Source organism: Amycolatopsis cynarae (assembly GCF_026802195.1).
Classification (GTDB): Bacteria; Actinomycetota; Actinomycetes; order Mycobacteriales; family Pseudonocardiaceae; genus Amycolatopsis_E; species Amycolatopsis_E rhizosphaerae.
On record NZ_CP113836.1, the window covers coordinates 732,090 to 754,860 of the forward strand.

Here is a 22,771-nt window from a genome sequence, read left to right on the forward strand (position 1 = left end):
GAGCGTCGGCGATCCCCGCCTGGAGGGGAGCGGTGGCAATGGTTCACCTTCTCTCGACGAGCCCTGCCGCGGCGGGGTAACTTTGCTGTGCCCGGAACGACGCCGGGTGCTTTCCTTCAACAGGTATCATCCCACCGCATGTGAAGTGTCTGTAGCCGAGGACCTCGGTGTGCCGGCACTTCACCACTGAGTACGAGCACCGATCGGAGGTGTTCTCCTTGTCGAACCGTGACTTCTGACCCCGACGCATGCGCCCTTGTTTGTTTGTCGCAGAATGGAGGTGGCTCGCCGTGGCGAACCGCGACTTCTGATCCCGCGTCCCTGGAATGTGTTGCTTTTACCGCCGGTAAGGAGGAGTTCTTCATGTCGAACCGTGACTTCTGAGACCGTCCCGCAGCTGGTGCTTTGTTTGCCCGTCCGCCCGGAGGTGACCGCCATGTCGAACCGTGACTTCTGATGCCGCTGTTGCCAGTGGTGTTCGTGTCGCTACCGATGGAGGTGTTGTTCGTGACCAACCGCGACTTCTGATCGGCCGTGTTGTCCGTTTGTTTCCCGCGAAAAAACAGGGGGTGACTGGTTGTGGCCAACCGTGACTTCTGAACCGATCGGCCGTTCGGCCGAGAAGACTGCTCATACCGCCGTAGCCGTTTCGGCGGCCGCTCGTTGCAGCCGCGCCCACGACACCGCGAGGGGGATGCCGAGCAGGACCCCCGCCGCGCCCGCGATGGTGATGGCCGTCGTGGCCGAACCCAGCCACTGCGCGACCACACCGCCCAGCGCCACGCCCAGCCCCTGGGCCACGCGCAGCCCCGTCCGGTAGACACCGCCGGCGCCGCCTCGTAGCTCGTTGGGGACCCAGGTGATGAACGAGGCGCCCACGGTGACGATGTACGCCCCGGCGGCTCCCGCCGCCGCGAGGGCGACCAACGCCAGCAGCAGGTCCGGTCGCACGGAGAAGACGAGCAGGATCGCGGCCGGGACGAGGGCGAGCACGCCCAGCGCCCGCCGCCGCGCCTCCGCCGACACGTAGCGGGACATCAGGAACACCCCGATCACGAAACCCAGAGGGTCCGCGGCCAGCAGCCAGCCCACGGCCTGGTCCGGCGCGCCGATCTCCCGCGCCAGCGGAGCCACCAGGCCCTCCGGGATCACCGCGAGTCCCACCAGCCAGGACAGCCCGAGCAGCACGCGCAGCCGCGGCTGCCCCGCCACCCACCGGATCGCGCCGAACCAGCTGCCGCTCCCGTCGCCGGGCGCGGGCCGCGACCGCACCCACTGGTGCAGCGCCGTCGCGCTGATCGCGAAGGTGGCCGCGTCGATCGCCAGCGCCCACGACGGCCCGGCCGCGGTGACCAGGAAGCCGCCGCCCGCCAGCCCCAGCAGCATCGCCGTGTTGGTGGTGATGCCGCGAATGTCCTGGCTGCGAAGGTAGAGCTCGTCGTCGGTGAAGATCTCCCTGGTCAGGGCGTTCTGTGCGGCGTTGGCCGGTGCGCCGGCGAGCCGTGCCAGCACGACCAGGCCACACAGCGGCGCCAGCGGCATGCCCGGTATGGCCATGACCGCCACGAACACCGCCTGGGCCGCGGCCGTCGCGACCAGCACACCGCGGCGGGGGAAACGGTCGGCCAGCTGCGCCAGGCCGAGTCCGCCCGCGAGCGCGGGCAGGAAGGTCAGTGCGTAGGCGATCGCCGACAGCAGCGCCGAGCCCGTTCGGTGGTAGACGACGAGGGAGAGCGCGACCGTGGTGAGCTGGTCGCCGAAGGTCGACTGTGCTTCGGCGAGCCAGACGGCGCGGAACTCGCTGTTCGCCAGTGCCGACCGCATCGATGGCCGGGGTTGTGTCTTGACCAACTCGCTACCTCCCCCCTCCTCGCGTGACGCGGGGCGCCACGCATTCTGTCGTCTGCCGCGGGGTACCGGGTACGGGCACTCACCCAGACGGCAGGAAAGACAACAGACAGTATGCCGCTTACAGCGCGGAAGCGGACCGTTACACGATGGTTTGGCACCATCCGGTCGTAGCACCCTCACCTCCCGCTACGACGAACGGCGGATAGCGGCGAGTCCCGCTGACCCGCCCGCGGGTATGTCCCGCTGATCAAGCCTCACTCGTTCGGCGCAGCGAGCTGACCATTCGTCGCGTTCGCCCGGGGGCGGTCCCCGCCGGGGCGAACACTGGTGCCAGGGCCAGCGGGAGCCGTCGAGTGACCGCGTCGGAGCTGGCCGGTGGGGAGACGGGATGAGCAGTCAGCCTGCGGGTCTGAAGGACCGCGCGGTGGTGGTGACCGGGGCCGGGCGCGGCCTCGGGGAGGCGTTCGCGGTGCACCTGGCCCAGGCCGGGGCCAGGGTGGTGGTCAACGACATCGACGCCGGCCTGGCCGGGCGCACCGCGGAGAACATCCGGCGGTACGGCGGTCAGGCGGTGGCCAGCGGGCACGACGTGGCCGATCCGGAGCAGGCGCAGGCGATCGTCGACCTGTGCGTCGGCGAGTTCGGCGGGATCGACGGGCTGGTCAACAACGCGGGACTGAACTACGAGGCCCTGCCCTGGCAGGAGGAGCCGGGGCGGATCCGCGAACTGGTCGGGGTGAACGTGCTGGGCCCCATCTACACCGGCGTCGCCGCGGTGAAGGCGATGAAGGCGCAGGGCCGCGGCGGCGCCCTCGTCAACGTCTCCTCCGGCGCTTCGCTCGGGCAGCGCAAGCTGGGGGTGTACTCGGCGAGCAAGGGGGCAGTCGCCTCACTGACCTACTCCTGGGCACTCGACCTCGAAGAGGAGGGCATCCGGGTCAACGCGATCTGCCCGCTCGCGCACACCCGGATGGTGTGGAAGTCGGAGCGGTCCCTGCGCAACTGCCCGCCCGACCGCACGCCTTCGAGAATCGCGCCGCTGGTGCTGTTCCTGCTCTCCGACGACGCCGAGGGCATCACCGGCCAGGTCGTGCGCTGCAACGGGCCGCAGTTGCACATCGTCGGGCAGCCGTATCTGAAGGCGCCCATCCTGGAGCGCGACAACTGGGACACCGAAACCGTCCGCCGTGCCTTCGACGAGGTGTTCGGCGCGCACCTGGAGCCCTACGGCCTGGAAAAGCGCGTCCCGCCGAGGCTGCGGAAGTGGACCCAGACCCCCCTCCGCTCGGCCTGACCACTGGCCTGGGCGTGCCCGTGAAGGGCCCCTTCACAGTCGATTCGACCGTGAAGGGGCCTTTCACGGCCCTCACGAGGTGGGGTACAGGGCGGAGATCTCGGCGTCGTAGCGGCTGTGGATGACGCGACGCTTGAGTTTCAGCGTAGGGGTGACCTCGCCGGACTCCGGGGTCCACGGCCGCGTGATCACCTGGTAGCGCTTGACCTGCTCGACCCGCGCCAGGCGGCTGTTCGCGGCTTCGACGGCGGCTTCGATCTCCGCCCGTACCGCCGGATGGGACGCGAGCACCGCCACGTCGCCGCCTTCGATGCCCCGCGCTGCCGCCCAGCCGGGCAGGATCTCGTCGTCCAGCACGATCAGCGCGCTCACGTACGGGCGGTCGTTGCCGATCGCGATCGCCTGGCCGATCAGCGGGTGCTCCTTGAGCAGGCCTTCGATCCGGGTCGGCGCGATGTTCTTGCCGCCCGAGGTGATGATCAGCTCCTTCTTCCGGTCGGTGATCCGGACGAACCCGTCGGCGTCGATCGCGCCGATGTCGCCGGTGGCGTACCAGCCCTCGTCGTCGGTCGCCGGTTCGATCGAGCCGTCCTCCTGCAGGTAGCCGAGGAAGAGCAACGGACCCCGGACCAGCAGTTCCCCGTCCTCGGCGACCTTGACCTCCGTGTCGGCGACCGGCCGCCCGACGGTGCCGGCGCGGAACGCCGCGGCGCTGTTCGTGGTCACCGCCCCCGTGGTCTCCGACAGACCCCACACCTCGTGGATTTCGACGCCGAGCCCGGCCATGAAATACAGCACTTCCACCGGCAGCGCGGCGGCCCCACTGGAGCAGAAGGACAGCCGGTCCAGGCCGAGCAGCGCCCGGATCGGCGCGAGGACGGTGCGGTCGGTCTCGGTGATCCGCTCGGCCAGTTCGGTGGGCACCTCCTCGCCCGCGTCGCGCAACTTGTAGCCCTGCTGCAGCAGTTCGTTGGCTTCGAGCAGTGTGGTGCGCCGTTCTTCCGGCACGGTCGCCAGCATGGTCTTCAGCCCGGCGACCATCTTCTCCCACACGCGGGGCACCCCGAAGAAGCCCTGGGGATGGACCCGGCCGAGCGCGCCGGCGATCCCGGCCGGGTCGGCGAGCGTGTGCACGTGCCCGGCGTAGACGATCGGCATGTAGATCGAGATCTCGCGCTCGGCGATGTGGGCCAGCGGCAGGTAGGCGATGTTGCTCGGGTGCAGCGGCGCGTCGTGCTCGGTGAGCACCGCGTACGCCTCGTGGATGACGTTGTGGTGCGACAGCACCACGCCCTTGGGCTCGCCGGTGGTGCCCGAGGTGTAGATCATCGACAGCGGGTCGTCCGGCCGGACGGCTTCCACCGCGCGCTCGAAGACGGTGGGGTCGGACTCGTGCAGTTCGGCCCCGCGGCGGCGCAGGTCCGCCAGGCTGACGAACCGGTCGTCGCCCTCGGGCATCGCGTCGGCGTCGATCACCACGATGCGGCGCAGCGCGGGCAGGTCGTCGAGGACCTGCTCCCAGCGCTTCAGTTCGCTCGCGCCGTGCAGCACCACCACCGGCGCCGCGCTGTGCCGCGCGACGTAGCGGATCTGGTCGGGGCTGAGCGTCGCGTAGGCGGTGCAGGAGATGGCGGCGAGGTGTGCCGCGGCGAGGTCCGCGATGAGGTGCTCGGGACAACTGGGCGCCATGATCAGCATCCGGTCGTGGGCGCCGAGGCCGAGGTCCGCGAGCCCGCGCGCGACGGCCGCGATCTCGTTCCGCAGTTCGGCCCAGGTCAGGGTGGGCTCGCCCGCCGCGTCCAGCGAGGTCAGCGCGGGCAGGTCCCCGTATTCGGTGGCGTTGCGCCGCAGTAGCTTGACGACGGTCTGGCCTTCGGCCAGGGCTGCGACGGACTGCTGGTGGGTCATCATTGGCCTCCTGGAGCGACTGTCCCGCCCGACCGGGCCTACTCTATGTGACTGGCGACACAGGGCGGTAGTCCGGTCGAGGAAGGGGAGTGCGATGTCGTTCGCGACGGAGGCGGCCGAGCTCGACGCCCGGGACCCGTTGAGCGGCAAGCGAGCCGAGTTCGACCTGGAGCCCGGACTGTCCTATCTGGACGGCAACTCGCTCGGCGCTCCGCCACGCACGGTAGCGACCCGCCTCGAGGAGGTCATCCGGAAGCAGTGGGGCGGCCGGCTGATCCGCTCCTGGAACGAAGGCTGGTGGAGCGCACCGGAACGCGTCGGCGACCGGATCGCGCCGCTGATCGGCGCGGCGCCCGGCCAGGTCGTGGTCGGCGACGCGACGAGCGTGAACGTGTTCAAGGCCGTGGTGGCGGCGGTGCGCCTGAACCCCGGCCGCCCCGAAATCCTGCTCGACGCCGGGACCTTCCCCAGCGACGGATACATCGTCGACAGCGCGGCGCGGCTCACCGGCCACGCGGTACGGCGCGTGGCGCCGTCGGAAATGGCCGGGGCGGTGACCGAGCGGACCGCGGTCGCGGTGGTCAACCACGTCGACTACCGGACGGGGCGGCTGCACGACCTGCCGGGCATCACGGCCGCGCTGCACGCGGCCGGCGCACTCGCCGTATGGGATCTGTGTCACAGCGTCGGCGCCGTGCCCGTGGGGCTCGACGCGGCCGGGGTGGACCTGGCCGTCGGCTGCACCTACAAATTCCTCAACGGCGGCCCCGGTGCCCCGTCCTTCTTCTACGTTCCGGCCCGGTACCACGACCGGTTGGACCAGCCGCTGACCGGCTGGGCAGGCCATGCCGACCCGTTCGGGATGGCCGAGGAGTACGCGGTGGCGCCCGGTGTCAGCCGGGCCCGCACCGGCACCCCGGACATCCTGTCCATGCTGGCCCTGGACGCGGCGCTGGACGTCTGGGAGGACGTGACGATCGAGCAGGTGTGCGAGAAGGGCCTCGCGCTGGGCGACTTCTTCCTGCGCTGCCTCGACGGGCTGGTGCCCGGCGCCGAGATCGTGACGCCTCGTGATCACGAGCGCGGGAACCAGATCTCGGTGCGGTGGCCGGATGCCGGGCGCGTGATGGGCCTGCTGACCGAGCGTGGCGTCATCGGCGACTTCCGGCCGCCGGACGTGCTCCGGTTCGGCCTGGCCGCCCTGTACGTCCGCTACCGCGACGTCCTGCGGGCCGCCGAAGAGCTGGCCGCGCAGGCGTAGGCCCTGCCTCCGCCGGGCGAGTCCCACGCTCGTGCGCCCGTTCCCCTGTCGAACAACTGCCGTGAGGGGTCCCCTCACGGTCGTATCGGCTGTGAACGGACCCCTCACGGCACGACATTCATCCAGGCGGCCGGGGTAGCGGGGAGGTGTGGGAGTCGCCGCCCCGGCCTTTCCCCCGGCCGTAGCGACCGTGGCGACCGGGGAACCTGGATGCCTGCGTGCAGGCTTTTCCACCATCGCCCGTGGCGGCCGTCCGGACCAGGGTCCAACGGCCCTGTTCGGCCCGGCCTTCGGTAACCGTTCGGACCGCGACCACCCTGCCGCAACCGGCAAGCCTGACGGGTGCGGGCTAAGAAACGATGGGCAGGGGGTTGCGCACGGCCTGCGCGACTCCGTCGCTCGTCCGTGCGGCCGCGACCCGATCCGGGCTCGGGGTGCCGTAGAGGGTGGTGCGCTGCCGCAGTGGCCTCCCGAGCGGGGCCACCATCGACTCCAGTTCGCTGATGGTCTTGTACGAGCCGTTGGCGGCGCCCGCCATGCGGCTGATCGTCTCCTCCATCAGCGTGCCGCCGAGGTCGTTCACCCCGCCCCGCAGCACCGCGCGGCAGGTCTCTTCGCCGAGTTTGACCCACGAGCACTGGATGTTGTCGATCAGGCCGTGCAGCAGCAGCCGGGCCAGCGCGTGGACCGCGCGGTTCTCCCGCACCGTCGTGCCGGGGCGGGCGAGCCCCGCCAGGTAGATCGGCGCGTTCTGGTGGATGAACGGCAGCAGCACGAACTCGGTGAATCCGCGGCGGCCGTCGCGTTCCAGTGCCCGGCGCTGCAGGTTCGCGATCAGCTTGAGGTGCCCCACCCAGTGGGCCGGGGTGTCGACGTGCCCGTACATCATCGTCGAGGTCGTCGGGATGCCCAGTTCGTGCGCGGTGGTGATCACCTCGACCCAGCTGGAGGTGGGCAGTTTGCCCTTGGTGAGCACCCAGCGCACGTCGTCGTCGAGGATCTCGGCGGCCGTGCCGGGCAGGGAGTCCACTCCGGACTCCTTGGCCCGCGCCAGCCAGTCCCGAATGGACAGATTGGTCCGTGAGGCGCCGTTGACGACCTCCATCGGGCTGTAGGAGTGCAGGTGGATGTCCGGCTGTCGTCGTTTGACCTCGCGAGCCAGGTCGAAGTACGCGGTGCCGGGCAGATCCGGGTGGATGCCGCCCTGCATGCAGATCTCCGTCGCGCCCGCCTCCCATGCCTGGTCCACGCGGTCGCCGACCTGGGACAGGGACAGGGTGTAGGCGTCGGCGTCGGTGCGGCGCTGCGCGAAGGCGCAGAACCGGCAGCCGGTGTAGCAGACGTTGGTGAAATTGATGTTCCGGGTGACCACGAAGGTCACGTCGTCGCCGACCGCGTCCCGGCGCAGCCCGTCGGCGATCTCCGCCAGCGCGTCGAGTTCGGCGCCGTCGGCGTGCAGCAGTGCGAGAGCGTCCTCATCGGACAGACCGGCGGGGTCGGCCTCCGCACGGCGCAGCGCGGCCGCGATGTCCGCGTCCATCCGGCGCGGCGCCGTCGGCACGTTCGCGGCGACCTCGTTCCAGTCGCCGTACACCGAGTCGAAGTCGCTGCGCCGGTCGCCCGTGCGGCCCACCGTGTCCACTTCGACGTGCAACTGGGTGCGGCCCTGCTCCTGCCACCCGCCGTCGGGCTCCTGCCACGGCCTGCCCACCGGCAGCACGTCGCGGGCGAGCCCGGTCTCCGGGTCGGCCAGCGCCGCCACGTGGCCCGTCACGCGCGGGTCGAGCCACGGCTCCCCGGCGAGGATGTACTCGGGGTAGATGGTGAGCCGCTCCCGCAGCTCGAATCCGGCGGCGGCGGTCTGCCGGGCCAGTTCGTCGATCTGCGGCCAGGCGCGTTCCGGGTTCACGTGGTCCGGCGTGAGCGGCGAAACCCCGCCCCAGTCGTCGATCCCGGCCTTGAGCATCAACTCGTACTGGCTGCCGATCAGGTTCGGCGGTGCCTGGATGCGCGTCTTCGGCCCCAGCACGAGCCGCGCGACGGCGATCGTGGCCGCCAGTTCCTGCAGGTCAGCGTCGGGTGTGGCGCGCATCTTCGTGTCCGGCTTCGCGCGGAAGTTCTGCACGATGACTTCCTGGATCCCGCCGTAGGCGCGGGCCGCCTTGCGGATCGCGAACAGCGCGTCCGCGCGCTCGGTGTGCGTTTCGCCGATGCCGATCAGGATCCCGGTGGTGAACGGCACGGCGCTGCGCCCGGCGTCTTCGAGGACCCGCAACCGGACCGCCGGGTCCTTGTCGGGCGAGCCGTAGTGCGGGCCGCCGCGCTCGGCGAACAGACGGGTCGCGGTGGTCTCCAGCATCATGCCCATGGACGGCGCGACGGGCTTGAGCCGCTGGAAGTCCTGCCAGCCGAGCACACCGGGATTCAGGTGCGGGAGCAGGCCGGTCTCCTCCAGCACCAGGATCGCCATCGCCCGCACGTAGGAGAGCGTGTCGTCGTAGCCGTGCGCGTCGAGCCATTCGCGCGCGGCCTTCCACCGGTCCTCGGGACGGTCGCCGAGGGTGAACAGGGCCTCCTTGCAGCCCATCGCCGCACCCTCGCGGGCGATCGCGAGCACCTCGTCGGGGGACAGGAACGGAGCGTCCACTTTGCCCGGAACGGTGGCGAAGGTGCAGTAGCCGCAACGGTCCCGGCACAGCCTGGTCAGCGGGATGAACACCTTGCGGCTGTAGGTGATCACGCCTTCGCGGCCGGCGGCGGCGAGCCCGGCGTCGCGGATGCGGGAGGCGTGCACGGAGAGGGCTTCGAGGTCTTCGTCGCGGGCGTGCAGCAGCACGGTCGCCTCGGCGATGTCGAGGGTCTTGCCGTCGCGGGCGCGGGCGAGTGCGCGCCGCATCGCCGACGGGGTCGGACGGTCCTGCTCAGCAGCGGATGCCATGAGCAAAACGGTAGGTGCGCTCCGGTCCGGTTCTCCACGACCGAGCCGGTGATCCCTTCCGCCGGTGCGGTGGCGAGGAGGTTTCCGCAGCTCAGTGGCGCTGATCGCGTTGCCGTGACGCTCGCGCGCGGGTATTACCTAAAGCGTGGCATCGGTGGTCGGCAAGCGGATCAACGGGCGGACCTACTACTACCTGGTGGAGCCGGCCCGGGTGGAGGGCAAGCCCAGGATCGCCGCTCAGCGCTACCTCGGTTCGGCCGACGACATCGCGGCCGCGTTCGACGGGGGAGGCGGCGCGCCCGCTGTCCCCACCGACAGCAGGCATCTCGCCTACGGTGCTGTCGCGGCGGTGTGGGCGACCCTGGAGCGGCTCCAGCTGACGGGCCTGATCGACGAGGTAGCGGGGCGGGGGAAGGCCAAGGTGTCCGCGGGCCAGTACCTCGCGCTCGCCGTGCTGCACCGCGCGACCGCGCCCTGCACCACGCTGGCCGAGTGGTGGGAGGGAACCGCCGCCGCCCGATTCGTCCGGCCGAAGGTCGCGGCCGCCGCCGTGCGGGAAGAAGCATTCTGGCGGGCGACCCGCCGGCTGACCACCACCCAGCTCGAACGGATCGAGCAGGCCGTGTCGGCGAAGGTGCGGCAGGAGTTCCCGGAACCGGTGCTGCTCGCGGTGGACGTGCCGAACTTCGCCATCTACACGCGATCCGGCACCGACAGCAGTGCCTCGGCGGAGCTGGCCGGGCTCAGCGCCGTCGTCACCTCCGACGGGGCGATTCCGCTGGTGTCCCAGGTGTACCGGCGGGGCGGGCGGGACGTGCTGCCGTTCGGCGTGGCCGCGGACCGGCTTGCCGCGCGTCACCGCGAGGAACTCACCGTCCTCTTCGACACCGGTCAGCACGCTCAGCTCGATCTGGATGCCGGAATGCACTTCGTCGGGGCACTACCGCCGGGGGACTTCCCCGACCTGCTCGCCCGCCCCGCGGCGAGCCGCCGTGCGGTCGATCCCGTGCGGTTTCCCGGGCTGACCGCGCTCGACACGCGGGCCAGCGTGTTCGGCGCGCACCGGCGGGTGGTGCTGACCCATTCGGCCCGGTTGCACGCCGCACAGGCGCGAAGCTTCGCCCAGGCGCTGTCCGGGGCGACCCGCCAGCTCGACGGGCTGGCGCTCGGGCTCGCCGCGGGCCGGAACCGGCGGCCCCGCGAGGAACTGCTCACCGACATCGCGCGCATCACCCGGGTGCGCTGGGTCGACCGTGTGCTGACCGCGCGCCTGACCGGAACGCGGCCCGGGGAGCTGCGGCTGTCGTTCCGGATCGACGAGGCCGCACGGGCCCGCCTTGACGAGGAGTTCTTCGGCAAGCAGTTGCTGGTGACCGACCACGAGGACTGGCCGGTGCTCGACGTGATCACCGCCTACCGGGCGCGCTACCACCTCGATTCGACGGTGCGCATGCTCAACGGCGCCTTCGTGGCGGCCCCCGTGTCCCGATGGACCTGGACCGAGCACCGGATCGCGGTGCATTCGCTGGTGACGGTGCTGGCCACCGCGGTGACCCACCTCATGCGGCACGAAGCCGACCGCGCCGGTCTCGACTTCTCCGTGCGGGAACTGCTGGACCAGTTGTCGGGCATCGGCGAGACCGTGCTGCGCTACCCGTCCACCGGCGGGCGCCCGCGCACCCGCCGACTCCTCACCGCCAGAACCGAGGTCCAGCAACGGCTTTACGACCTCTTCGGCCTCAGCGCCTACGCCCCGCGCTAGGAGCTGTATCGAAGTGGTTTGCGTGGCGGTGCGGGTGGCGGAACCTGACGTGGTCCCTCGCTGCGGGATCGCCTCCTACGACCGTAGGTGGTCGGGTTTCACTGTGCGGTATCCGGCTTCCCCGAACAGCACGGTCACCCGGTCCGGTTCGCCGTGCACCACCCGGCCCGTTCCCCACCGTTCGTGGCGGACTTCGCTGCCCGGTGAGAACTTCCCGCCGACGGTGTGCCCCCTCGCCGTCCCGGCCTCGCAGGTGTCGCAGAACCCGCACGGCTCGTCCAGCGTCTCGCCGAAGTAGCCGAGCAGGAACTGCCTGCGGCAGGACCGGGTTTCCGCGTACTCGCGCAGCATTTCGACCCGGGACCGGTCGAGCCGCCTGCGCTGCTCGGCGATCTCGGCGACGCGGGGCGCGACGTCCTCCGCTTCGTCACCGCGGTAGTCGACCCCGTGCGGGGAGAAACTGACCAGGTGGGCCTGTTCGAGCAGGTTCAGGTTGTTCATGGCACGCCGGCGCGACTGGTCCACGGCGTCGCCGATTTCGCGCGGGTTCGCGGCTCCTTCGTGTTCCCGCACCGCTTCCGCGACCTGCCGCACCCCGTCGGTGTCCTGCCGGTGGGAGGTGAGAAACCGTTGCAGCCCGAGATCTTCCGCGCGGTAGAACAGCATCGCGTCGGCACGCTCGCCGTCCCGGCCCGCCCGCCCGATCTGCTGGTAGTAGGAATCGAGGGATTCGGGGGCGGAGGCGTGCGCCACGAACCGCACGTCCGGTTTGTCGATGCCCATGCCGAACGCGGAGGTCGCCACGACCACGTCGAGTTCACCGGCCATGAACCGATCGTGCACCCGCCTGCGTTCGGACGCCTTCAGCCCCGCGTGGTAGGCCGCGGTCCGGTCGCCAAGCGCCTCGGCGTACCGCTCGGTGTCCTTGCGGGTCGCGGCGTAGACCAATCCCGGTTTCGGCGCCGCCGTGACCCAGTCCACCACGCCTTCCCGCTTTCCCTTGTCGTCGACGGCATGCCGGACGGCGAGGTGGAGGTTCGGCCGGTCGAACCCGGCGACCACGCGGACCGGGTCCCGCATGCCGAGATGGCGCACGATGTCGTCGCGCACCGGCCCGTCGGCGGTCGCGGTCAGCGCCAGCACCCTGGGATGCCCGAGCCGTTCGATCACTTCGGACAGACGGAGGTAGTCGGGACGGAAGTCGTGGCCCCACACCGAAACGCAGTGCGCCTCGTCGACCACGAACAGGCTCGGTGCGACCTCGTCGAGTTGCCGCAGCACCTCCTCCTTGGCCAACTGCTCGGGTGCGAGGAACAGGTACTCGGCCTCCCCGGTGTCGACCGCGTCCCAGGCCCGCTCGCTGACCTTGGCGGCCTGGGCGGAATTGACTGCCACCGCCCGGGGGGCGTGGCTTTCGGCGATGGCGGCGACCTGGTCCCGCTGGAGTGCGGTCAGGGGCGACACCACGAGCGTCGGCCCCGGCAGCAGCAGGCCCGGCACCTGGTAGATGGCGGACTTCCCGGCCCCGGTCGGGAGCACGACGAGGACGTCGCGCCCTTCGACGAGATGCTCCATCGCGGTTCGCTGCTCGGGGCGGAGCCGGGACCAACCGAAGGTGTTCGCTGCCGCGCTCTGCAGCTTTTCGCGTGTGGACACGTCAGGGGAGATTCCCGCCCCCGCAATGGCGGAAACCTCCAAACCGTCAGGTCTGGAGCCAGACCGCGGTGTCCGTGGGGAGTTTGCCGTCCTCCAGAGGTTCGCTCGCCAGCACGACCTGTTCGTGCGAGGGCAGCGGGCAGGGCACCGGTGAGAGGTTCACCACGCACACCAGGCCCGGTTCGCGCCGGAAGCACAGCACCCCGGCCGGACTGTCCAACCAGGACAGTTCGCCGTCGCCCAGCGCGGGGTGCTCGTGGCGCAGCCGCAGCGCGGCGCGGTACAGGTTGAGCATCGAGCCCGGATCCCGCTCCTGTGCGGCCACGGTGAGCGAACGCCAGCGTTCGGGTTGCGGAAGCCAGGGCGTGCTGCCGTCGGGACCGAACCCGAACGGCGGTCGCGTCCCGCGCCACGGCAGCGGAACCCGGCAGCCGTCACGCCCCCGCCGCGTGTGCCCGGACCGTTCCCACGTCGGGTCCTGCAACACCGATTCCGGCAGGTCGGTCACCTCGTCCAGACCGAGTTCCTCGCCCTGGTAGCAGTAGATCCCGCCGGGGAGCGCGTACATCAACAGCAGCGCGGCCCGCGCTCGCCGCCGCCCGACCGCGAGATCGACCGGGCCGCCGTGATCACGCTGCGGCCCCCTGCCCCGCGTGGTCGGCCTGCCGTACCGGGTCACGTGGCGCACCACGTCGTGATTGGACAGCACCCAGGTGGCCGGTGCGCCGACCGCGTGCAGGGACTGCAGGCTCGAATCGATCACCGAGCGCAGCGCGGCCGGATCCCAGGAACAGCGCAGGAAGTCGAAGTTGAACGCGGTGTGCAACTCGTCCGGCCGGACGTAGCGGGCGAGCCGGTCGGGCCGGGCGACCCAGGCCTCCGCCACGAAGATCCGGTCCGGGCCGTAGCTTTCGCTGATCCGGCGCCAGGAGCGGTAGATCTCGTGCACCTCGTCGCGATCCCAGTACGGGTGCCGGTGCCGGGCGGGCGGTTCGATCAGGCCCGCCTGCCTGCTGCCGAGGTGGGGCAGCCCGGCCTGCTTGATCAGTCCGTGGGCCACGTCGATGCGGAACCCGTCCACCCCGCGGTCGAACCAGAACCGCAGGATGTCCTCGAACGCCGTGCGGACCTCCGGGTTTTCCCAGTTCAGATCGGGCTGGGAGGGGTCGAACAGGTGCAGGTACCACTGACCGTCCGGTACCCGGGTCCAGGCGGAGCCCCCGAACACGCTCTGCCAGTCGTTGGGCGGCAGGCCCCTCGGACTGCCGTCCCGGAACAGGTAGCGGTCACGGGCGCGGGAGCCGGGTGCCGCCGCCAGCGCCTCCTGGAACCAGCGATGCCGGACCGAGGTGTGGTTGGGTACCAGATCGATGATCAGGCGCAGGCCGTGCTCGTGCGTGGCGCGGATCAGCGCCTCGGCCTCGGTGAGGGTGCCGAACAGCGGGTCGATGTCGCGGTAGTCGGCGACGTCGTAGCCGCCGTCGGCCATCGGCGACGGGTACCACGGGGTGAGCCACAGCGCGTCCACCCCGAGATCGCGCAGATAGGGCAGCCGGGAACGCACCCCGGCGAGATCGCCGACGCCGTCGCCGTCGGAATCGGCCAGGCTGCGGAGGTAGACCTGGTAGATCGCCGCGTCCCGCCACCATCCGGTGTCCGCCCCCACCTGATGCCCCTTCCGCTCTCCTCCCGCGGTCTTCCCCAGGGTAACCACCCCGGGAGGGGACTTCACCGGTCTCGGGCGGGGCTTCCGCTGACCTTGGCGACGAACCTTTCGGCCACAGTGCGCAGTTTGAGGTTTTCCCGCTGGGACTGGCGCACGAGCACCGTGAAGGCTTCGTCCGCGGTCAACCCGCGCGCCGCCATCAGGATTCCCTTCGCCTGCTCGATCACGGCACGCGAATCCAGTGCCGAGCGCAGTCCTTCGGCCAGCGCGCGCGCCTCCAGATAGCGCAGATGACTGCGGCAGGCCGCCGAAACCGTGACCGTGTACAGGTTGAGCAGGCGCGCGTCCAGGTCGGCGAAGCCGCCGGGGCGGGTGCTGTAGCAGTTGATCGCGCCCGAGTTCCCGGCGTTCACGCGGAGCGGGGCCGACAGGAAGCTCATCACGCCGGCGTCCTCCGCGACCCGGGCGAAGGCAGGCCAGCGGTCGCGGGCCTCACCGACCGCGACCCGTACGATCTCCCCCGTCTTCGCCGCCTCCAGGCAGGGCCCGTCGCCGGTCCGGTACTGCTCGTTGTCCACGTCGAGCAGCGCCTTCCGGGTGGCCGCCGCGGTCTGCGGCACCCCGTCGGCCAGCAGCGTCACCGTGGCTTCCTCCACCCCCGGCACCGCGCGGGTCACCTGGGCGCACACCTGCCGCAGCAGGAGGTGGAAATCGTCCTCCTGCTGAAGGAGATCGGTCAGGGAGTCCAACGCTCCGGTCACCTCGTCGAGCACAAGTGGCCAGGGGGCGGAAGGGGTTCGCCCTTCTCCGGCACCGCTCACGGGCGGCCGGGCCGGAGTTCGCGCACCCAGCGGGCCAGGTGCAGCAGGGCGTCGACGCGTCCCGCGACGTCCGGATCGGACGCGGCGAACTCGAGTTGGATGCGGGCGTCTTCGGCGTCTCCGTTGAGTTCCGCGAGCACGGCACGCAGCATCGCCCGAAGCGGTGGCTGCAACTCGTCGATGTCGAGCGCCCTGTTCCCCTCGTCGAACAGGCCGACGGTGAACGTCTCGTGCACCTCGCTCGTGCCGGTGCGCAACCGGATCAGCTCGGCCACCGCCACCACCAGTTCCGCCAGCAACGGCCGGAACAGGTGGCTCTCCGGTGCCCGGCTGCCCACGACCTGGGGCACCAGCCCGGCGAGACCGTCGAAATCCCGGTTCTCCACCACGTCGATCAACTGGTCGGCGAGCCGCCGTGCGTTCGGTTGACTCATACACGATCGGTTTCCCTGCCGGCCGGGGAACAAACCTGTTTAGGCAGGTCGGGGCCGGGGAAGCTCCAGTGCGACAGCTCACTGATCCCCCGGCACCGACCCCCGGCGACTACTCCCGCCCCCCAGTGACGAAGGACCCTTGACCATGGACGTATCCCGCAATGGCGTCGACACGCCCGCCACCGTCCTCGCCGCGCGAGCCCGGGACGCGACCTACGGTCTGTACCGGTGTGCGCTGCGGGCCGAGGAGCGCGGTGGTCTCGGTGGCGCAGCCGAAGTTTCGGAGGTCCTCGCCTCACTCAAACAGACCGGGGACAACATCGCACGATGCCTGCCCGAGCTCACACTTTGGCTTGAACAACGGATGTGCTCGGGTGGGTTGTCCGGCCCCGGCTACGACGCCGTCACCAGGTCGGTGTTCGAAACCGCGTCCGCGCTGGCCCGGGCCCAGGACCTGACCCTCCAACTGGGGGTGGAACTCGGGACGGCCGAGGCGGCGAGCCGGGAACTGACCGGGTGACGGACTCACCCGGGTGTGCGTTTCCCTCAGTGGGACAGGTGTTTTACGCACTTCGCGGCGGGTAGCTCAAGGGCGCACGAGACCTCGGCCGGGGTGCTGCCGCCCCTGCCCTGCGGCGGCGTGACCGTTGTGCCCCCTCCGGTCACGCCGCACCAAAACTTCGGCGCCTCACCGCGGCGGCGGCACACCCTCGTCGCCGTCACCATCGCCGTCCCCGTTGACCGGGGCGTGCGCGGCATCGTGACGATGCGGGCCCTGCCGCGCCGCGTCCCGCTCGGCCAGTGCGGGTCCGCCCCACTGTCCGTCCTTGTCGTCGTCGAACCGGTGCCTGCCCATCCGATTTCCTCCGCTCGGCGTGTGGGCGGGGTAATGCCCGGAACGGGCGGTCTTGAAACGCCTCTGTGAGCTGCCTCCCGCACCGCTTGACGTGCAGCGGGGCCTGTTTGCTGCGAATGATTCGCAGCAAACAGGCCCCGCTCCAGCAACCTGAGCGGAGCCGGGCTCAGGGGGAGAGGGCGTCGTAGGCCTCGAGGGAGCGGTCGGGGACGGTGGTGGGGGATTCCAGGTGCACCGCACCGGTGGGCAGGATGCCCGCGCCGCCGTACTTCGCCATCACCCGCAACTGCGCGAGCACGTCCTCGCCGCAGTGCGTCTCGGGCAACTCGCGCCAGAAGTCGAAACCCCCGGTGGACAGCAGCATCTCCCGGTCGAACAACACGCAACCACCGATCCAGGCCACCTTGTACGCGGTCCACTTCGGACGGCGGGCGACCGCGTCCGACAGATGCGTGGGATTGGCCGCGTTGTGCAGAGTCCACCGCTGCCACTGCGCGCTGCCGGGAAGGACCTGCTCGGGTTCCGGCCTGCCCGGCCACTCCTCGAACCGGGCCAGCTCGTCCGGCCGGTAGTCGTCCAGATAGGACAGTCCCTGCACCGCGTTGCCGACGAACCCGCACCCCAGTTCGACGATCGCCGAATGCAGGCGCTCGAGCGTCCCCGGTTCGAGCCACACGTCGTCGTCGAGATACAGCACGTACCGGGCCGAGGACAGCTCCAGCAGACGCGCGCGCTGCTGGGCCAGGCCGCGCCGCGGCAGATTGCGGGTCACCCGCACCGGGTGACCCGCGCGTTCCAGCACCCGGGTCATCGCGCGCGCCGCCGGGGCCTCGTAGGCCGGTTCGCCCTCGCTCTGGTCCGAGAGGATCACCGCGAACCCGGGTGCGGCCTGCGCCGCCAGGCCGGACAGCGTGACGGCCAATTCCGCGGGCCGGTCGCAGGTCGGCACCAGCACTTCCAGCTCACGGGTGTCGCTCACTCGCCCTCCTGCGCGGGCACCGAACCGGCCCGGATCTTCGCGATCACCGAGGACGTCGACTTCTCCGGCACGTAGCCCAGCGCCCGCACCTCGCCGCCGTAGGAGCGCACCACCGGGGCCTCCTTCAGCATGGTCTCGGTGTAGTCGCCGCCCTTGACGTAGAGCTCGGGCCGCAACCGCCTCAGCAGGCCGATCGGGGTGTCCTCGTCGAACACCGTCACGTGGTCCACGCTGCTCAGCGCCGCGAGCACCGCCGCCCGGTCCTGCGCCGTGTTGACCGGGCGGCCCGGTCCCTTGAGCCGCCGGACGCTGTCGTCGGAGTTGAGCGCGACCACGAGCACGTCGCCCTGCCGCTTCGCCTCGTTGAGGTAGCTGATGTGACCGCGGTGCAGGACGTCGAAACAGCCGTTCGTGAACACCACGGTGCGGCCCGATTCCCGGTGCCGCGCCACGACCTCGGCCAGCTCGTCGTGGCCGAGCGCGACCTCGCGGTGGAGCGTGGCCGCGAGCTCCGGCCATGCGCACACCGCCGTCCCGCTCTTGCGCACGACCACCCCGGCCGCCGCCTGTGCCAGCTCCACCGCCGCGGTCAGCGGCAGGCCGGCCGCACCGCCGAGGCACATCGCGGCGACGAAGGTGTCACCGGCGCCGCTGGCGCGGCTTTCCGGCACCGGATCGGCCCAGGTGCGGTAGCCCGGTTCCCCCGGAGACAGCAGCAGCGCGCCCTCGCGGTCCAGCGTGACCACCGCGGCCTTGGCGCCGGAGGCTGTCAGCAGTTCGTCGCGGCGGTTTTCGAACAGCTCCGCCCGGCCTGCCGCGGGCACCGGCACACCGCCGAGCAGTCCGGCCGCCTCCCCGGCGTTGGGGGTCACCAGATCGGGCCCGATCTCACGCCACGGCCGGAAATCGTGCGCGTCGACAACCAGCAGCGGCACGTCCTCGCGCACCTGGGCGAGGACGTCGCGTACGGCGGGGCCGAGCAGGCCGGTGCCGTAGTCGCACACCACCAGCGCATCCGCCCCGGACAGGGCCCGTCGCAGCTCGAACGCCACGCGTTCGTCGAGGCCGGAGCCCCGCGCGGTTCCCGTGCCTTCGTCGAACCGCAGCAGCACCTGGTCGTCGGCCACCACCCGGTGCTTGCTCACGCTCCGCCTGCCGGGCGCGACCACCAGGTGCCCGGCCGGAACCCCTTGCCGCGCAAGCAAGGCCCGCAGGTCACGCCCGGCGTCGTCGTCCCCGGTGAAGCCGACGAAGCGCACCCTCGCGCCCATGGCCGCGAGGTTCACCGCGGTGTTCGCCGCGCCACCCGCCGACAGCGCGCGTTCGCCGACGTCCACCACGGGCGCGGGTGCCTCACGGCAGATCCGGTCGCAGTGCCCGGACAGCCACACGTCCAGGATGGCGTCGCCGACCACGACGACGCGGGGGGTGTTCCGCGAAAGCCGGTCGATGACCTCGGCTGTGACGGCCGTCATGTCCACCTCCACTCGTCCTCGCCGGTGAACTGCCCGATTCCACGGACGTCAAACTCGTTCCCGTTTGCCCCGCCGGGAACCGGGCACCTTGTGCCGGAAAGGAGGCAAACGTCGTGACGAGTCGGACCCGAGTGCCCGTGATCGGCCCGCTGCCGCCGCCGTTTCCCGACGTGCACCGCATCGCGGTGTTGCGGGGAGGGGGGCTGGGGGATCTGCTGTTCGCGGTCCCGGCGATCCAGTCGCTGGAGGCGGCCTATCCCGGGGCCGAGATTCTGTTGCTGGGCACGAGGATGCACGCCGAGTTGTTCGCCTGCCGTCCTTCGCCGATCGACCGGGTCATCCCGCTGCCCCCGGCCAAGGGCGTCCACGAGCCGCCGGGACGCGACTTCGACGACGCCGAGCAGCAGGCGTTCTTCGACCTGGTGGGGCCGGTGGATCTCGGTGTCCAGGTGCACGGCGGCGGCCGCTGGTCGAACCCGTTCCTGCGGCGCCTCGGTCCCCGTTGGACGGTGGGCGCCCGCACCCCGGACGCCGAGGAACTGGACCGGTGGGTGCCGTTTCGCTACTACCAGAACGAAACCGCGCGTGCGCTGGAGGTCGCCGGGCTCGCCGGCGCGCCGGTGGTGGCGTTCGAACCGTCGTTGTCGCTGGTTCCGGAGGACCTCACCGCGGCCGAGAACGCGCTGGCGGGCCTGGGCGGGCCACTGGCCGTCGTCCATCCCGGAGCGAGCGATCCCCGGCGCCGCTGGCCCCCGGAGGAGTTCGCGGAGGTCGTCGTCACGCTCGCCGGGGAGGGGGTTTCGGTGGCCGTGATCGGCACGGCCGAGGAGCGGCAACTGGTCGACAAGGTGGTCTCCCTGGCGCGGGGCCGGTTGAGCGGGCCCGGCGCCGGGGCCGTGCGCCCGCTGACGGAGCTGACCCTGTCCGCGCTGTGCGGGGTGCTGGGCGGCGCGAGCGTGTTCGTGGGCAACGACAGCGGCCCGCGGCACCTGGCGCGGGCGCTGGGGACCCCGGCGGTCGGCGTGTACTGGATGGGGAACGTGATCAACGCCGGGCCGCTGGGCCGCTCGCGGGACCGCGTGCTCATCGCGTGGCGGAGCACCTGCCCGGTGTGCGGGGTGGACGTGACCCGCGAGGACCTGCCCCGCTGCCCGCACGACGTCTCCTTCGTCGCGGACGTGCGTGTGGCGGACGTGCTCGCCGAGACCCGCGACCTGCTGGCCGCCGGCCGCTCCACCGGAAGCGCTTTCAGCTCCGGCGGCTGACCGTGTGGTGCCGGGTGTAGGAGGCCGGGGTGACGCCCTTCCACCGCTTGAAGGCGTGGATGAAACTGGACGCCTCGGCGTAGCCGAGCCGGATCGCCACGTCTTCGACCGACAGGGCGCCGCTGACCAGCAGCTCCTCGGCCAGCGCCTCGCGCACCTCGTCGAGCAGGGCGCGGAAGCTGGTGCCCTCCTCCTCCAGCTTGCGCCGCAGGGTGCGTGCGCTCATGTTGAGTTCCCTGGCCACGCCGGGCATCCCCTGGGTGATGGCGCCGAAACGGGTCAGGTGCTCGCGGACCTCGTGCGCCACCCCGGCCCGGCGCCGCCGCCGCGTCACCAGCTCCCGGCACTGCGCCTCGCAGAAGGCGACGGTCTGCGGATTGGCCTGAGGCAGGGGCCGGTCGAGGTAGGTGGCGTCGAACGTGGCCAGGTTGGCGGGCCTGCCGAAGACCGGCCGCACCCCGAACACCTCGCGGTAGGTGTCCAGCCGGTCCACAGTGGAGGGTTCGGGGAAGCGCAGGTCGAGGCCGGCCAGCGGCACTCCGGTGGGCAGCAGTTCGCCGATCACGGTGTGGATCGCGGACAGGTCGCGCTCGACGAGGAACCGCGCGACGTCGGCGGGCAGCAGGCTGTCGTCGAGCACCAGCCGCACCTGGTCGCCGGCGAGGGTGGCGCGCGGGATGCTGAAGGTGAAGCTGAGGTCCAGGTACCGCAGGGCGAAGTTGACCGCGTCCCGCACGGTCGGGCTACTGAGGAAGGCGAAGCCGAACAGGCCGAAGGTGGTCGCGTGGTAGCCGCGTCCGACCTCCGGTCCGGCGTCGGGGAGGCGGGCGGCCAGGTTGCGCACGACGCTCAGTTCCTGGTGGGCCTCGACCTCGGCCGCCGGGTCGGCGAGCTGCCCGGGGGTGATTCCGCTGCCGTCCAGCATCTCCCGCTCGCCGATGCCGTGTTCGGCGCCGAAGCGCACCAGCAGGCAGACGCTCGCGATCCCGCGGGGGAAGTCCCAGTGCCGGACCACCGGCTCGGCGAGCTGTGTCATGGCCGGAATTATGGATCGGGTGACCGCGCATGTCTTGGGGGAGGGGGTGAACCGGCGCTAACGTCATTCGGGTGAGTGAGCCACAGACGTCCCACCGCAAGCCGACGGTCGCCGTCATCGGCGCCGGATTCGGCGGCCTCGGCATGGCCATCCTGCTCAAACGCGCGGGCTTCGCCGACTTCACGCTCTTCGAGAAGGCCGGCGACCTCGGCGGGGTGTGGCGGGAGAACACCTATCCCGGTGCGGCCTGCGACGTGCCGTCCTCGCTGTACTCGTTCTCCTTCGCCCCGAACCGGACGTGGCCGCGCCGGTACTCCGAGCAGCCCGACATCCTCGGCTACCTGGAACGGACGGCGGACAAGTTCGGCATCCGCGACCACATCCGGTTCAACACCGAGGTGGTCGGCGCCGAGTTCGACGCCGAGAGCCGCCGCTGGCGGATCGAGACCGCGCAGGGCGAGATCTTCGAGGCCGATGTGCTGGTCCCCGCGGTCGGCCAGCTGTCGCGGCCCGCGGTGCCCGACCTCCCCGGCGCGGACACCTTCACCGGCGAGATCTTCCACTCGGCCGAGTGGAACCACGACGTGGACCTGACCGGCAAGCGGGTGGCCGTGATCGGCACCGGTGCCAGCGCGATCCAGTTCGTGCCCCGGATCCAGCCGGAGGCGGGCAGGCTCACCGTGTTCCAGCGGTCCGCGCCCTACGTCATCCCCAAGCCCGACCGCGCCTACCTGCCGCTGCACCACCGCCTGTTCCGTTCGCTGCCGATGACCCAGCGGGCGGGCCGGTTCGCCACCTGGAGCACCGGCGAGCTGCTCACCATGGCGCTGACCAGCGCCAAACCGCTGGGCAAGCTCCTCGAACTGCTGTTCCGCTTCCACCTGCGCCGCCAGGTGCCCGACGCCGCGCTGCGCGCGCGCCTGCGTCCCGACTACCCGATCGGCTGCAAGCGGCTGCTGTTCTCCAACGACTGGTTCCCGGCGCTGGCACAGACCAATGTGGACGTCGTCACCGACCGGATCACCGGGATCACCCCCACCGGCGTGCGGACGGACACGGCCGAGTACCCGGCGGACGTCATCATCTACGGCACCGGCTTCAAGGCCACCGAGTTCCTCGCCCCGATGAGCGTCCGGGGCCTCGGCGGGCGGAAACTCGCCGAGGCCTGGGAGGGCGGGGCGCACGCCTACCTCGGCATCAGCGTGCCCGACTTCCCCAACATGTTCATCCTCTACGGTCCGAACACCAACCTCGGCGGCAACTCCATCGTGTACATGATGGAGCACCAGGCCCGCTACGTTCTTCAGATCCTGCACCGGATCGCGCGCGGAGGGCTGTCCTGTGTGGACGTCCGGCCGGAGGCGGCCGGGCGGTTCGACACCGAGGTGCAGCGGCGGCTGGCCGACAGCGTGTGGAGCGGGTGTTCGAGTTGGTACCGCGAGGAGAACGGCCGGATTTCGACGAACTGGCCGGGTCTGGTCTGGGAGTACCACCGCCGCACCGCGAAGGTCGACTTCTCGGCCTACCGCGAGGTGCCCGCGGGCGAGCACGCGGTGAAGGCGGGCTGAG

At 71.1% G+C, this 22,771-nt stretch carries 17 protein-coding genes; 6 read left to right on the forward strand and 11 right to left on the reverse strand.

From position 1 onward, the window contains the following. Positions 1–630: 630 nt before the first annotated feature. Positions 631–1,824 (reverse strand): MFS transporter, encoded by a 1,194-nt coding sequence (locus tag ORV05_RS03525; RefSeq protein ID WP_268759683.1) that lies wholly within the window; start codon positions 1,822–1,824, stop codon positions 631–633. A gap of 415 nt (positions 1,825–2,239) precedes the next feature. Here ORV05_RS03525 and ORV05_RS03530 point away from each other — a divergent pair, with 415 nt between their 5' ends. Beyond that, a complete protein-coding gene (locus ORV05_RS03530; RefSeq protein WP_268757012.1) occupies positions 2,240–3,145 on the forward strand; it encodes an SDR family NAD(P)-dependent oxidoreductase in 906 nt (301 codons plus the stop codon). A gap of 72 nt (positions 3,146–3,217) precedes the next feature. On the opposite strand, the gene ORV05_RS03535 is transcribed toward ORV05_RS03530, so the two are convergent. Beyond that, positions 3,218–5,053 (reverse strand): AMP-dependent synthetase/ligase, encoded by a 1,836-nt coding sequence (locus ORV05_RS03535; protein ID WP_268757013.1) that lies wholly within the window; start codon positions 5,051–5,053, stop codon positions 3,218–3,220. Positions 5,054–5,147: 94 nt separating this feature from the next. On the opposite strand from ORV05_RS03535, the gene kynU reads away from it, so the two are divergent. After that, entirely contained in the window at positions 5,148–6,314 is a 1,167-nt protein-coding gene (gene kynU, locus ORV05_RS03540) for a kynureninase (RefSeq protein ID WP_268757014.1), read from the forward strand. A gap of 349 nt (positions 6,315–6,663) precedes the next feature. Here kynU and ORV05_RS03545 read toward each other — a convergent pair whose 3' ends face one another. Continuing rightward, a complete protein-coding gene (locus ORV05_RS03545; protein WP_268759684.1) occupies positions 6,664–9,210 on the reverse strand; it encodes a bifunctional FO biosynthesis protein CofGH in 2,547 nt (848 codons plus the stop codon). A gap of 187 nt (positions 9,211–9,397) precedes the next feature. Between ORV05_RS03545 and ORV05_RS03550 the strand changes: the two genes are divergently transcribed. Then, complete coding sequence (locus ORV05_RS03550) at positions 9,398–11,014, forward strand: IS1634 family transposase (protein WP_268757015.1); 1,617 nt, start codon at positions 9,398–9,400, stop codon at positions 11,012–11,014. 75 nt (positions 11,015–11,089) lie between these two features. Here ORV05_RS03550 and ORV05_RS03555 read toward each other — a convergent pair whose 3' ends face one another. The 4 genes from ORV05_RS03555 to ORV05_RS03570 form a co-directional block, all read right to left on the reverse strand. Continuing rightward, the gene (locus tag ORV05_RS03555; protein ID WP_268757016.1) at positions 11,090–12,670 is read right to left on the reverse strand and encodes a RecQ family ATP-dependent DNA helicase; all 1,581 of its coding nucleotides are present in this window, start codon (positions 12,668–12,670) and stop codon (positions 11,090–11,092) included. Between the two features lie 46 nt (positions 12,671–12,716). Beyond that, positions 12,717–14,336 (reverse strand): glycoside hydrolase family 13 protein, encoded by a 1,620-nt coding sequence (locus ORV05_RS03560; protein WP_268757017.1) that lies wholly within the window; start codon positions 14,334–14,336, stop codon positions 12,717–12,719. Between the two features lie 62 nt (positions 14,337–14,398). Then, positions 14,399–15,097, reverse strand: coding sequence for a GAF and ANTAR domain-containing protein (locus ORV05_RS03565; protein WP_268757018.1), 699 nt, complete (start codon positions 15,095–15,097; stop codon positions 14,399–14,401). A gap of 56 nt (positions 15,098–15,153) precedes the next feature. Beyond that, entirely contained in the window at positions 15,154–15,591 is a 438-nt protein-coding gene (locus ORV05_RS03570; protein WP_268757019.1) for a hypothetical protein, read from the reverse strand. Between the two features lie 145 nt (positions 15,592–15,736). On the opposite strand from ORV05_RS03570, the gene ORV05_RS03575 reads away from it, so the two are divergent. Next, a complete protein-coding gene (locus tag ORV05_RS03575; RefSeq protein WP_268757020.1) occupies positions 15,737–16,111 on the forward strand; it encodes a hypothetical protein in 375 nt (124 codons plus the stop codon). Positions 16,112–16,279: 168 nt separating this feature from the next. Here the strand turns inward: ORV05_RS03575 and ORV05_RS03580 are convergent, their stop codons facing one another. The 3 genes from ORV05_RS03580 to rfaE2 all read right to left on the reverse strand — a co-directional run bounded on the left by ORV05_RS03580 (position 16,280) and on the right by rfaE2 (position 18,901). Beyond that, entirely contained in the window at positions 16,280–16,447 is a 168-nt protein-coding gene (locus ORV05_RS03580) for a hypothetical protein (protein WP_268757021.1), read from the reverse strand. A gap of 166 nt (positions 16,448–16,613) precedes the next feature. Next, a complete protein-coding gene (locus ORV05_RS03585; RefSeq protein ID WP_268757022.1) occupies positions 16,614–17,426 on the reverse strand; it encodes a glycosyltransferase in 813 nt (270 codons plus the stop codon). Beyond that, positions 17,423–18,901: a D-glycero-beta-D-manno-heptose 1-phosphate adenylyltransferase gene (rfaE2, locus tag ORV05_RS03590; protein WP_268757023.1), complete on the reverse strand. Its 1,479-nt coding sequence runs from the start codon at positions 18,899–18,901 to the stop codon at positions 17,423–17,425. Before rfaE2 ends, ORV05_RS03585 begins: the two co-directional genes overlap by 4 nt. 113 nt (positions 18,902–19,014) lie before the next feature. Between rfaE2 and ORV05_RS03595 the strand changes: the two genes are divergently transcribed. Next, positions 19,015–20,166: a glycosyltransferase family 9 protein gene (locus ORV05_RS03595; protein WP_268757024.1), complete on the forward strand. Its 1,152-nt coding sequence runs from the start codon at positions 19,015–19,017 to the stop codon at positions 20,164–20,166. On the opposite strand, the gene ORV05_RS03600 is transcribed toward ORV05_RS03595, so the two are convergent. After that, on the reverse strand, positions 20,150–21,202 hold the full coding sequence (locus tag ORV05_RS03600; protein ID WP_268757025.1) for an AraC family transcriptional regulator: 1,053 nt from the start codon (positions 21,200–21,202) through the stop codon (positions 20,150–20,152). The genes ORV05_RS03595 and ORV05_RS03600 overlap by 17 nt on opposite strands. Before the next feature lie 143 nt (positions 21,203–21,345). On the opposite strand from ORV05_RS03600, the gene ORV05_RS03605 reads away from it, so the two are divergent. Beyond that, complete coding sequence (locus tag ORV05_RS03605; RefSeq protein ID WP_268759685.1) at positions 21,346–22,770, forward strand: flavin-containing monooxygenase; 1,425 nt, start codon at positions 21,346–21,348, stop codon at positions 22,768–22,770. Position 22,771 lies beyond the last annotated feature (1 nt).

Coding starts and splice junctions, on each gene's coding strand:
- ORV05_RS03525 (WP_268759683.1), bottom strand. CDS start 1,824: ATGCGGTCGGCACTGGCGAACAGCGAGTTCCGCGCCGTCTGGCTCGCC.
- ORV05_RS03530 (WP_268757012.1), top strand. CDS start 2,240: ATGAGCAGTCAGCCTGCGGGTCTGAAGGACCGCGCGGTGGTGGTGACC.
- ORV05_RS03535 (WP_268757013.1), bottom strand. CDS start 5,053: ATGACCCACCAGCAGTCCGTCGCAGCCCTGGCCGAAGGCCAGACCGTC.
- kynU (WP_268757014.1), top strand. CDS start 5,148: ATGTCGTTCGCGACGGAGGCGGCCGAGCTCGACGCCCGGGACCCGTTG.
- ORV05_RS03545 (WP_268759684.1), bottom strand. CDS start 9,210: ATGCGGCGCGCACTCGCCCGCGCCCGCGACGGCAAGACCCTCGACATC.
- ORV05_RS03570 (WP_268757019.1), bottom strand. CDS start 15,591: ATGAGTCAACCGAACGCACGGCGGCTCGCCGACCAGTTGATCGACGTG.
- ORV05_RS03575 (WP_268757020.1), top strand. CDS start 15,737: ATGGACGTATCCCGCAATGGCGTCGACACGCCCGCCACCGTCCTCGCC.
- ORV05_RS03580 (WP_268757021.1), bottom strand. CDS start 16,447: ATGGGCAGGCACCGGTTCGACGACGACAAGGACGGACAGTGGGGCGGA.
- rfaE2 (WP_268757023.1), bottom strand. CDS start 18,901: ATGACGGCCGTCACAGCCGAGGTCATCGACCGGCTTTCGCGGAACACC.
- ORV05_RS03600 (WP_268757025.1), bottom strand. CDS start 21,202: ATGACACAGCTCGCCGAGCCGGTGGTCCGGCACTGGGACTTCCCCCGC.
- ORV05_RS03605 (WP_268759685.1), top strand. CDS start 21,346: ATGGCCATCCTGCTCAAACGCGCGGGCTTCGCCGACTTCACGCTCTTC.